Source organism: Salinivibrio sp. VYel1 (assembly GCF_009377945.1).
Lineage (GTDB): Bacteria > Pseudomonadota > Gammaproteobacteria > Enterobacterales > Vibrionaceae > Salinivibrio > Salinivibrio siamensis.
Genome location: NZ_RSAM01000005.1, coordinates 25,573 through 37,113, shown reverse-complemented (window position 1 = coordinate 37,113; position 11,541 = coordinate 25,573). Strand labels below are relative to the sequence as shown.

General features: G+C 49.4%; 8 protein-coding genes, 3 CRISPR repeat arrays and 1 riboswitch (1 of these 12 only partly in view). Of the genes, 5 read left to right on the top strand and 3 right to left on the bottom strand.

Features of this window, described 5'->3' with window-relative positions; translation table 11 throughout:
* Nucleotides 1-27: 27 nt before the first annotated feature.
* Nucleotides 28-612, bottom strand: a complete 585-nt coding sequence (locus tag EHW58_RS06200; protein ID WP_152795422.1) for an FMN-dependent NADH-azoreductase — start codon at nucleotides 610-612, stop codon at nucleotides 28-30.
* A gap of 323 nt (nucleotides 613-935) precedes the next feature.
* Between EHW58_RS06200 and EHW58_RS06195 the strand changes: the two genes are divergently transcribed.
* Nucleotides 936-1,610, top strand: a complete 675-nt coding sequence (locus EHW58_RS06195; protein WP_231637370.1) for an HAD family hydrolase — start codon at nucleotides 936-938, stop codon at nucleotides 1,608-1,610.
* Nucleotides 1,611-1,735: 125 nt separating this feature from the next.
* Here the strand turns inward: EHW58_RS06195 and EHW58_RS06190 are convergent, their stop codons facing one another.
* Entirely contained in the window at nucleotides 1,736-3,154 is a 1,419-nt protein-coding gene (locus tag EHW58_RS06190; RefSeq protein ID WP_152795420.1) for a sodium:alanine symporter family protein, read from the bottom strand.
* A 73-nt stretch (nucleotides 3,155-3,227) separates the two neighbouring features.
* Nucleotides 3,228-3,321: riboswitch (glycine riboswitch) on the bottom strand.
* A gap of 342 nt (nucleotides 3,322-3,663) precedes the next feature.
* On the opposite strand from EHW58_RS06190, the gene EHW58_RS06185 reads away from it, so the two are divergent.
* Nucleotides 3,664-4,830: a J domain-containing protein gene (locus EHW58_RS06185; RefSeq protein ID WP_152795418.1), complete on the top strand. Its 1,167-nt coding sequence runs from the start codon at nucleotides 3,664-3,666 to the stop codon at nucleotides 4,828-4,830.
* Between the two features lie 179 nt (nucleotides 4,831-5,009).
* Nucleotides 5,010-6,188 carry an amidase family protein gene (locus tag EHW58_RS06180; RefSeq protein WP_152795417.1) on the top strand — a complete coding sequence of 393 codons (1,179 nt, stop codon included), beginning with the start codon at nucleotides 5,010-5,012 and terminating at the stop codon, nucleotides 6,186-6,188.
* 335 nt (nucleotides 6,189-6,523) lie between these two features.
* On the opposite strand, the gene EHW58_RS06175 is transcribed toward EHW58_RS06180, so the two are convergent.
* A complete protein-coding gene (locus EHW58_RS06175) occupies nucleotides 6,524-6,790 on the bottom strand; it encodes a TIGR03643 family protein (RefSeq protein ID WP_046073170.1) in 267 nt (88 codons plus the stop codon).
* A gap of 215 nt (nucleotides 6,791-7,005) precedes the next feature.
* A CRISPR array of direct repeats spans nucleotides 7,006-7,693; the repeat unit is 28 nt; unit sequence GTTCACTGCCGCACAGGCAGCTTAGAAA.
* A gap of 146 nt (nucleotides 7,694-7,839) precedes the next feature.
* A CRISPR array of direct repeats spans nucleotides 7,840-8,768; the repeat unit is 28 nt; unit sequence GTTCACTGCCGCACAGGCAGCTTAGAAA.
* 369 nt (nucleotides 8,769-9,137) lie between these two features.
* On the opposite strand from EHW58_RS06175, the gene EHW58_RS06170 reads away from it, so the two are divergent.
* Together EHW58_RS06170 and EHW58_RS06165 are read left to right on the top strand one after the other, a co-directional pair.
* A complete protein-coding gene (locus EHW58_RS06170) occupies nucleotides 9,138-9,446 on the top strand; it encodes a helix-turn-helix domain-containing protein (protein ID WP_152795415.1) in 309 nt (102 codons plus the stop codon).
* Nucleotides 9,430-10,689, top strand: coding sequence for a type II toxin-antitoxin system HipA family toxin (locus EHW58_RS06165; protein WP_152795413.1), 1,260 nt, complete (start codon nucleotides 9,430-9,432; stop codon nucleotides 10,687-10,689). The genes EHW58_RS06170 and EHW58_RS06165 overlap by 17 nt, the downstream gene beginning before the upstream one ends.
* Nucleotides 10,690-10,856: 167 nt before the next feature.
* Nucleotides 10,857-11,541: direct repeats of the CRISPR family, unit length 28 nt; unit sequence GTTCACTGCCGCATAGGCAGCTTAGAAA (it continues 303 nt past the right edge of the window).

Sequence of the window (11,541 nt, the reverse complement as noted above, 5' to 3'; positions counted from 1 at the left end):
AAGCATGCGTTATCCGCCGCTAAGACGCTAAGACGCTAAGCGTTTCAGTGTTTGCTTGGCCTCATCAATGGCTTGGCTTGCAGTGTCTTCGCCCATTGCCAGCCCCTCGGCGTAAACAAACTCGACGTCGGTGATCCCAATAAAGCCCAGTACGGTCTGCATGTAACCCGTGATATGGTCGGTCGTGCCCCCTTTGTGCATCCCACCGCGTGTGGTGACCACAATGGCACGCTTGCCTTTCAGTAGACCTTCGGGACCATTTTCAGTGTAACGGAAAGTCACCCCCGCACGGGCAGCGAGATCAATCCAAGCTTTGAGTTGCACGGGGATAGTGAAGTTGTACATAGGCGCAGCAATCACTAGGGTATCGCTTTGCTGAACTTCTTCAATCAACTGATCTGAAGCTTGCTGCACGTGCTGCTGGGCATCAGTGAGTTCACCTGTACCGCGTAGGCCGCCTACATTGTCCCCAGTGAGAATCGGCAATGGGGTAGAAGCAAGATCGCGCTCAATCAGCGTGTCTGGAGACAGCTCATCCACCACACTGTTAATCACAGCGTTTGAGCTTGAGTAGGGGCCAAGAATACTTGATTTCAATACCAGCGCTTTCATGCGTCTCTCCTTACAGTTTATGGCGTTTTGCCCATGAGGTTGTTTTGTTGACTCGATGTAGTCTAGAGACTTTCACAATGAACACCAGCGTACAGATTCGTTAAACTTGTTCAAAAATTTTGTTGATGTCGCTGCACGTGGCGTGGTCAGTTGCGCTGCGTGAGCATGGGCGTATGATAGCGGCCGATAGTCGTTCAAAATGTAAAAATAATGTTATAATTCCCGTTGTGTTGGCTAGGGATCCAAGACAAAGAACGGCAAAGCGCCAGATCAAATCACAAGTCGGTCGCTTGTGGGACGCAACGGGGTTTGAGGAAATGCGCGTGAAAAATTTATTTATGTTAGACGTGGATGGCACGCTGGTCGATAGCTGCCAAATGGACCACGAGTGTTTTAGTCAAGCTGTTTATGAAGTCACTGGTTTAACGGTGCCGGATGATTGGGGTGGCTACACCAATGTCACCGATGCGGGGATCATTGAAGAGCTGATTGATAGTCATGATCTTCAGCGCGAAAAGATCATGTTGTTTCGAGAAATTAAGCGCGTGTTTACGCATAAACTGGCCAGCGCAATTGCTAACCACGGATTAAAGCCGTTGCCAGGTGCGGTAGCATTTATTGATGAGATGCGTCATATGCCGACCGTTGCCTTGGCGATAGCAACAGGAGGCTGGGAAGAGACCGCGCGGATGAAGCTTAAAGCCGCTGGTTTTAATATTGACGGTATTGTTTTTTCTTCGTGTTCAGATGCGATGAGTCGTAGCGAAGTGATGGCATTGGCTGCGTTCCGCGCTAAACAAGATTACGGTGTCCATTTTGAGCGGCGCATTTATTTTGGTGATGGGGTGTGGGATAAACAAGCCACACAGTCGCTAAACTACGAATTTGTCGCCGTGGGCGATAAAGTCGAGCACGACGTAAGTGTGAGCAATTTTGTCAACCCGCGTGCGATTTTAGGCAAACTGGGTATTGATGAAGCGCAGCGTCAATACGCCTAATCGTTTTATGCGTAAACGCGATGCAATGCGTGAACGCGAACAATGAGCAGAAAAGAAAAGCCGACGCGTCGACACGTCGGCTTTTTTATCCGCTGTTCAACTTCTTAGCGAGTCGCTAATCACTTTCACTGTGCATCAACAACGGCGTTGTTTTCTTGGCTCTGTACATTGGTTGCGCGAGTCCGGTTGTCTAGTGTGGCAAAGTAAGCTTGGGTTTCCGCAATGACCACCTTGCGCAGCAGCAATAAACCAATCAAGTTAGGAATCGCCATTAAGCCGTTGACGATATCGGCCAGTATCCAAATCGTATTCAATTGAATAAAGGCACCGGATGCAATTAAGCCGATAAAGAATAGCTTATAGATATAAATGGCTTTTTTGCCAAACAGGTACGCGACGCAGCGCTCGCCGTAATAGTGCCAACCTAAAATGGTGGTGAAGGCAAAAAACAATAGGCCAATGTTGACCAGCATCGGACCAACACTGCTTTCCATCCCTACCGCAAACGCATGTGAGGTCATGGCGGCGCCTGCGAGCTCCCCAGACCAAGATTGTGTTAGGATCAGGGTCAGTCCTGTCATGGTACAAATCACCAGCGTATCGATAAAGGTGCCGGTCATTGATACTAAGCCTTGCTCAACACAGGAGTCGGTTTTTGCTGCGGCCGCGGCGATGGGCGCACTCCCGAGGCCAGATTCGTTAGAGAATACCCCACGTGCAATACCCGATTGAATCGCCAGCATCATGCCGGCACCCGCAAAGCCACCGGTTGCGGCCATACCGTTGAAAGCAGACTCAAACACCAAACTGACGGCTTGTGGCAGTTGCGCGGCGTTTGCTACGAGGACCCATAAGCACGCGCTTACATAAAGCACTGCCATAATAGGCACAATTTTGGCGGCGACGGCGGAAATGGATTTAACTCCGCCTAATGTCACTAAGGCGACAAGTACGGTCAAAAGTCCAGCAACGGCGACAGTAGGAATGTTAAATAAGTGGGTCGCCGCGCTGCTAATCGCGTTCACTTGTGGGAAGGTGCCTATGCCAAAGCATGCCACGCCCAGTCCAAATAAAGCAAAGAGCTTGGCGAGAATGGGTTTACCGGCGCCTTTAGACAGGTACATCATCGGCCCACCGAGCATATTGCCTTTATGGTCGACCTCACGGTATTTCACCGCGAGTAGACACTCGGCGTACTTAGTCGCCATGCCCAAAAAGGCGGCGAGCCACATCCAAAACAGTGCCCCTGGGCCCCCAAGAGAAATGGCGGTGGCCACACCGATGATATTTCCGGTACCTATGGTCGCGGATAAGGCTGTACACAGTGCCGCAAACCCTGAAACATCCCCTTGGGTTTTGGCGTTCGACGGCTTAAAGATTTGCTTGAGCGCAAACGGCAGGCGACGGAGTTGGAGTAGCCCTAACCGTACTGTAAAAAAGAGCCCCGTACCGGTGAGTAGCAAAAGAAGCGGTGGCCCCCATATCCAATCGTCAATGGTGCCTAGAAGTGTTTGTATATCTGGTAGTTGCGAAAAAAATGGCATTCATTCCCCCTTTAAACATCAAAGGAGGAGATAGACCACACTAATATTAACAAAAGTGCTACATATTGGGGTGGGTATCTCCTCTGTCCTTTTGCCTGAGAGTTTCACTTGAAAACAAGCTTGCTCCTTCGGCGCCCGAACTAACGGGTCTCTCCAGAGTCTCCTCCAACAGCAGTCCATACAATTAAGTGCCTGAAAGATTTACTTCTTCGGCGGATGGCGTCAGCCACCTCTCTCCTGCTGTCTTCATCGGAACGTCGTTATGACGGAAAGTATGATAGATCACAGAAATATGAATGCAATGCAAAAATCAGTGAATGGGGAATAATTCTTTCTTAATGGCAAAAAACACAAACTTTTAGTATTTATTTCTAACAACAGAGATGTCGACGCATGCCTTCGCCGAGTTTGTTAACTTGAAAACAAGATGAAAGGGGTTAATTTTTTCCCACATTGGCCGATAAATTGGCTAATCTGGACAGGCAACGAGTAGGATAACGAGCAGCAGCATGACCACGTGGAACGAACTTTTAGGCGTGAACGCTGGCGACAATGCCGAGCAAATAAAACAGCGCTATAAGCGACTTTCTAGCCGCTTACATCCAGATAAAGGAGGCAGTACGGGGCTAATGCAGCTGGTCAGTGAAGCCTATCAAGCGGTTAAGTCAGGTAAAGGCGAGGGCAGTGCGCTGGGTCAGCCGCTAAGTGGTGCCAGTCAGGCAGCATTGCGCAGCCAAATTGCGCATCTACAAAAAGAACTGGCGGCGCTACAACAAGAAAATCGAACATTGAAGTCTCGCCAAGCCAATACTCAAATCCCCGCACACTTGACAGCCAAAATTGCCAAACTCGAATTTGATAATCGCCAATGGCGCGAGCAATACCAAAAGCTTGAGCGACAGCATCACTCATTGGAATCTCAGCATCACGCGTTACAGCGCGAGCAGGACCAACGTAAAAAAGACTTGGTACAGGTGAACCGTGAGTTAAAAGAAGCGCTATCGCGCGCGGAGCAATTGGAAACTGATCTCACTCGCAAAGCGACACCAGTGACATTAAAGCCAGTCAAACCTGGTTTATCTTGGCGCTGGGTGCTTGTGTCTTGGGCCATGATGGCGCTGCTGATAAGCCCATTGGGCCAATGGCAGCAATGGGTTGACCGCTTTTGGGGGCAAGATCAGGACCAGACCGCACAACGTGTACGTATTATCGACCCAGCGCCCTCAGAGTCTCAGCCCACGCAAGCGAATAATGAGCCTCAGCCTCAGGCGGCGCCTGCACCAGCGATACCCGTTGCCCCTATGATTCAGCTTAATCCTGACGCGAATCAGTGGCATATCAATCAATATGCAGAGACCGCACGGCCTTACTTGGCCTTACGCAGTGAGCAGGGGTCATATGTGGTCGCGAATTGTATGGGCGAGTTTTATATCTACCTTAATCAGGGCTATCAGCCGCTTCGTGTGCCACCAAACTTGGATTACGTAGCACAGCGTCAGCACTTTCATGTTTATGCCATTCCTTACGGGCAGGGGGCGTCGGTGGATAGTTGGCAGTTGGCACGTAAGGTACAAATACTCGAACACACCTTCGTTAGTGCTGACTTGGCGCCCAAACTCAGCGCTTTTGAACAATCCTGTCGACAAGTACCAGGTTTAACCGCGGTAAACTTATAAACAGTATCGCGACTAGTCACGCATCTCACATCGCTTTAATCATTGCCTCGCACGGAAATCGATAGCGAGATCGCAGACCGCGAGTGGGCACGCTCAAGATATCAGAGCGGAAAACCGTGAAATTGCGCCTGATTTCACGCACATGTATTACACTGATCAATAAGTAATAAGCGTGACTGATGAGGCCTGTGTACATGCTCGATCAAGCGATGTTTGCGCACCCGTTCGATCCACCACGTCAAGACAGCCTAAATGGGGTGTTTCGGCGTTATAAACTGGCAGTGTCCCACTCGGTGTCTGTTGAGGAACATGTCGCTGGTATCGGGATCCCCTCATGGTCTGAGGGACGCACCGCCGCCAGCCAAGACGCTGCGGTTGTCAAAACCATGATGGCCCAGGGCGCCAGCTTGATTGGGCAGCTGCAAATGGATCCTTTAGGCTTCAGTATTACCGGTTTTAACCCGTTTTATGCGGAGCTTCGCAATCCTCACTTTCGCCAATACCGCGTCGGAGGGGCAAACGCAGGTATCGCGGTGGCGGTGGCAAAAAAGCTGGCTGATTTGGGCATTGGTAACGATGCATTTGGCGGCGTACGGATCCCTGCTGCACACTGTGGGCTGTTCGGATATCGTCCCACGCCAAGCCTTATCGATACCCAGGGGATCATCTCTGTCGCAGAAACCTTTGATAATGTGGGTGTGTGCAGCGCGGCGCTTGGCCCGCTAAGTCAGTTCCAAGAGCTGGTGGCCAAGCCGTCCTCCGCCGTGACGAATATCCAAGGCGTGGTCATCGCCGAAGCGGTTTTTGCGTTATTCTACAGTGATGAAGCGATGGCGCAGGTCTACCAGCATCTTGAGCATTTAAGCTTACCGCAAGAGTCGACGTTGACTATGAACAAACTGGTGCTGTCGCGGCTTGAAAATGCGCAGGTGTCAATTGCCAGCCAAGAGTTTCTGTTGATGTACGGCGCATGGTTGAAACAGGCCAAGCTTGATTTGCCCACCTCAACGCAACAGTATTTAGACCGCTTACAAGCTGTCGACTACAAAGCGCATTATCAGGCGAAGAAAACCCGCAAACAGTTGAGAGATACCGTTTGTGCCATGTGGCCGAGCGATAAAGTATTACTGATCCCATCCACACCGGGCGCCATTTTACCTCGTGATTCGGATGCGTCAGACGGTGATGCGTTTAACTTATCCCAGCGACGACTCATGGCGCTGGCGGATGTATGTGGCTTACCTCAGCTCACTATCCCGTTATTTGAGCATCAAAACACACCTTATGGCGTGACATTATTGGCTCACCCTTTTAAAGATAAGTTATTGATGGAAGTAGCACGCCGCTGGCTCGGTTAACCGTATGGATTGCACCTTTATCCGCCCAGCCGTCAAGAATTTTCTATAAAAAAACGTTTTTTGTGTTTAAAGTTCTGATAATAAAGTAAAAATTAAGTTTATCGTTCCGCGTTTACTATCAACAGAAACTGTGGATAACCGGTTGGATTAGTCGGTGTTTAACTTGGTAAGTTATTGAAAATAAAGATTATAGTACGGACTTGTTGAGCTTGAGACGGAGTGGGTGAGTGTTATAAGAAAGTGACAAATTGGCTGTCACTTTGGTTTAATACCGCGTAGGGACGGTATTCACCCATATTCTGATGCGGTGATGCTGTCACTTATCGTCAACATGGTCACTTTTTGGCGGCTTTAAGCTTGTATTGTGTCTTACAATGGCTACGCATCACGCTCTTTGAACGCAGGGCCGTGTGCTTGGTTTTGCGACCACGTGTACGCGCACGCCATACTTTGAAACTACGCGGTTTTAATTCACGTCGCATTAAAGCAATCACATCATCTTGGCGTAGCCCATAGAGTGCTTCAATCGCCTCAAACGGGGTCCTATCTTCCCACGCCATTTCAATGATCCGGTCTACGTCACCGGGCTCAGTCAGTCGCATAGTCTCCTCCTCGCATTGGACTAATAATTACGTATACGTTGAGCAACGCGGATCAATAAGTGGGGATGCCTAAACCCCTTATGACCCTCATTTTTTGGCTATTTAAAAATAAACAATAAATACAGCTAGTTAAGAAAAGCCGTTTTAAACAAGGGTAAAAGGCCATTTTTATCCTAACGGCCTGTTGTCACTGACGATTATTAAGTTATTCTATTGTTCACTGCCGCACAGGCAGCTTAGAAAAATACGCCAGAGGCCAGCGCCGCCGCCGTCAAGTTCACTGCCGCACAGGCAGCTTAGAAATCAAGCGAGTTGATAAAAATCCTATACTACCTGTTCACTGCCGCACAGGCAGCTTAGAAAGCTGCCACCTGTGGCGATTGACGAGATGGCCAGTTCACTGCCGCACAGGCAGCTTAGAAAGCGAGGGTGAGCCATTTAAGGAAACCTATCAGGTTCACTGCCGCACAGGCAGCTTAGAAAGCTAACGGTAACGCAATCGAGGTCGCCAACTTGTTCACTGCCGCACAGGCAGCTTAGAAACAACCGTGTTCGTTACGTGCTTTTTGTTTATCGTTCACTGCCGCACAGGCAGCTTAGAAATTGCAACTCAACACCATTTACAATCAATACTGGTTCACTGCCGCACAGGCAGCTTAGAAAGGATTTGCGGATAAGATGACGCAATTCTCGGAGTTCACTGCCGCACAGGCAGCTTAGAAAATATCGCTATGGAAAGACCGCTCAAGGATGTAGTTCACTGCCGCACAGGCAGCTTAGAAAAAAGCGCAAGCGAAACGCTTGCAGGAAGTCGCGTTCTCTGCCGCACAGGCAGCTTAGAAATAGATAAGAGATAAAGGTCCGTGCGTACGATGGTTCACTGCCGCACAGGCAGCGTAGGTGACACAAGCCCCAACACTATGTTGGATAGGGGACATTGCCAACGGGCGCCTGTCACGATCGAGGTTAATCGTTGGCGCCGATGTCGGAGGCGCGCAGTCCGCTTGGATAATAGATGGCTGACATTGCACTGGCGCTTGTCCGACCTTGTATCTCTACGCACAGGCAGCTTAGAAAAATTCGGCTGGCCGTCGATGTTAGCCATGATGGTTCACTGCCGCACAGGCAGCTTAGAAAAGAAGATAACCGCACACCAGAGCCAGCACAAAGTTCACTGCCGTATAGGCAGCTTAGAAATGCCAGCGTTTTTTGTGTGCGCTTGTATTCCGGTTCACTGCCGTATAGGCAGCTTAGAAATTGCGAGGGGCCAGCACTTCGTCACGGATTTGGTTCACTGCCGTATAGGCAGCTTAGAAAGCTCGGGCGGGTTTTTTATTGCTTGCGGTGTTGTTCACTGCCGTATAGGCAGCTTAGAAAGATACGGATACGGTGATCCATGAAATCAACGTGTTCACTGCCGTATAGGCAGCTTAGAAAATCAAAAAATCAAGCAGATTCAAGACGCCGGTGTTCACTGCCGCATAGGCAGCTTAGAAACGCAACTAGCCGAGGGCGAAACGCCAGCGGCTGTTCTCTGCCGCATAGGCAGCTTAGAAATGAGTCAAATTGCTTCATTCCTCGGATTGTTTGTTCACTGCCGTACAGGCAGCTTAGAAAGTCAGCAACACGCCTCACCGCGTTTTAGTTGTGTTCACTGCCGCACAGGCAGCTTAGAAAGACGCACGGGCGCATGAAATACCAATCTATTCGTTCACTGCCGCACAGGCAGCTTAGAAAAATCCAAATCATCGGGGTCTAGGTCGAACAGGGTTCACTGCCGCACAGGCAGCTTAGAAATTTTCCACATAGTAGAAATCAAATCTCAAGCCGTTCACTGCCGCACAGGCAGCTTAGAAATAAAGCCAACGGTTAAAACCGACCTGAATGCTGTTCACTGCCGCACAGGCAGCTTAGAAAAGTTGAAACCGCGGTATCGAGCGCGATCACGCCGTTCACTGCCGCATAGGCAGCGTAGGTGACACAAGCCCCAGCACTATGTTGGATAGGGGACATTGCCAACGGGCGCCTGTCACGATCGAGATTAATCGTTGGCGCCGATGTCGGAGGCGCGCAGGCCGCTTGGGTAATAGATGGCTGACATTGCAATGGCGCTTGTCCGACCTACGCACAGACAGCGTAGGTGACACAAGCCCCAGCACTATGTTGGATAGGTGACATTGCTAACGGGCGCCTGGCTCGATTGGCGCTTATATCAAACGATGTAAATGCACCATGCTAGTCTTGATGTTGTGACTTATTAAACAATGAATATGTTGTAATTCCTTAAATGACAACTAATATGTTGTATATAGGCTGTAGTACAACATTAAAGTTGTTTGAGGGTGTGATGGTGTCACTAAAAGATATCGCGCGTGCATTGCAAGCGCGTCGCAAGTCACTTGGACTAGAGCAGTCTGACATGTACATGCGTATTGGCATGAAACAACAGCAGTACCAGCGAGTAGAGGCGGGGAGTGATGTCCGGCTATCGACTTTGCTGCGTGTGCTCGAAGGGCTCGACCTGACATTAACGCTTACGCCCAAAACGTCTCAGACTGTCGATGAGCCGGTAAACTTCGATCGTTATAAAGATGATGATAACGACGATCTCGACTTTTGGTTAGGGACGGAGCGCAGCGATGACCAAAACCAGTGAAAAGGTTGAGGGACTAAACATTCAACTGCATGGCGTTGACGTAGCGATTGTCACCCACTACGCGGGTGGGAAGAATATTCTCACGTTTAATCCGGCGTTTATCGCCACCTCTCAGCATGAGCGTTTAACCTTTTCGTTGAGGCAACGTCGCGATCCGCAATACTTACGCACACCACAAATTCGCACGGACAAACTGCCGCCAGTGCTCTCCAACTTGCTCCCAGAAGGCGCATTAAGAGATGTCGTGTCAAAGGCGTTACAGTGTCATACAAACAATGAATTCGCGATACTGGCATACATGGGTAAAAACCTGCCCGGTGCTATTGTGGCGACGCCAATTAAAGCGGGCGAGTTACCGCGTTGGGCATTGGCGCAAAGGCTTTCAACCGCGCCGCAGCAGATTGATGTTAAGCATGCTGATAGCAAATTCTCATTAGCCGGCGTACAAATGAAGTTTTCTTCATCGCACCGTGATGGGCGATACCATATTGATCACGACGCCAATGAAGACTCATGGATCATAAAAACGCCCTCAACCGTGCATAAAGGGGTGCCTCTCAACGAGTTCACATGTATGACGCTCGCTGCGCAGGCCGGCGCCGTGGTTCCCGAAAGACGTTTGATTAATGTGGTTGAGTTAGAGGGTTTACCCAATATTCAGCTGCCAAACGAGCCTCTTGCGTATGGCATACAACGCTTTGATCGCGGACCCGACGGCCGAATACATGCGGAGGATTTTGCACAGGTATTTGGCTTATATCCTTCAGATAAATATCAAAAAGTGAACTATGAGCAGTTGGGAAAAGTGTTATATCGCGAGAGCGCTAATGGGCGAGAAGACATACAGCAAATGGCACGCAGGCTGCTGATTAATATCTTGCTCGGGAACGGCGATGCGCACTTAAAAAATTGGACGATCTGTTACCCCTACCGCATGTTGCCGCGTTTAGCACCGCTTTATGATGTGGTCTTTACGCAGCCTTATATTGAATATGACAACATTGCGTTGAAAATGGCGAAAAGCAAGCGTTGGTATGATATTGGTTTGAGCCATTTCGAACGCTGGTCGCAAGATGTGGGTGTGCCGTGGCAAATGATCAAACCGCACCTATTGGATACGATCAACCTGGCGCGAAATATGTGGCCAAATCAACTTAAGCAATTACCGATGTTAACGGAGCACAAAGCGATGCTGCGTGATCATTGGAAAGCCCTGCACGAGAACTTCACCATTGATTCATGATCCAGCCAAACCGGGCGCTAAATCGGCGCCTTCTTACCCTTATTTTTTGACTATTTAAAAATAAACAATAAATACAGATAGTTACGGAATCCCCTTTTAAACAAGGGTAAAAGGCCATTTTTATCCTAACAGCCTGTTGTCACTGACGACTATTAAGTTATTCTATTGTTCACTGCCGCATAGGCAGCTTAGAAATCCCAGCCGTGGCCGTGAAAAGCCTGCCGTCAGTTCACTGCCGCATAGGCAGCTTAGAAATCAGTCGCAGAAACTAAACACAGTTTTGAAGCGTTCACTGCCGCATAGGCAGCTTAGAAAGGAACACTAAACACCGAAAAACACGCAAAAAAGTTCACTGCCGCATAGGCAGCTTAGAAATCTAGTGTCAGCAAGTGCGCGATCAAGTTAAGGTTCACTGCCGCATAGGCAGCTTAGAAATATGAAGAAGTGCGGCAGAAAGCGGAACAGGCGTTCACTGCCGCATAGGCAGCTTAGAAATGCGCGTCACGCCTTACGTGTTCAACAAAGACGTTCACTGCCGCATAGGCAGCTTAGAAAGCAAACTGTTTGCACTGATGCAGGACTATGCAGTTCACTGCCGCATAGGCAGCTTAGAAATAGCGGTTTCACTCCTTTGGCCACTTGCTTGTGTTCACTGCCGCATAGGCAGCTTAGAAACGCTCAAATCACACAGGCACTCAGACATTGAGGTTCACTGCCGCATAGGCAGCTTAGAAAAGCAACGTAAAAAAATCCTGAAGGTTGTGCTTGTTCACTGCCGCATAGGCAGCTTAGAAACAGTGAAAATCACCATCGGCATCATGCTGAACGTTCACTGCCGCATAGGCAGCTTAG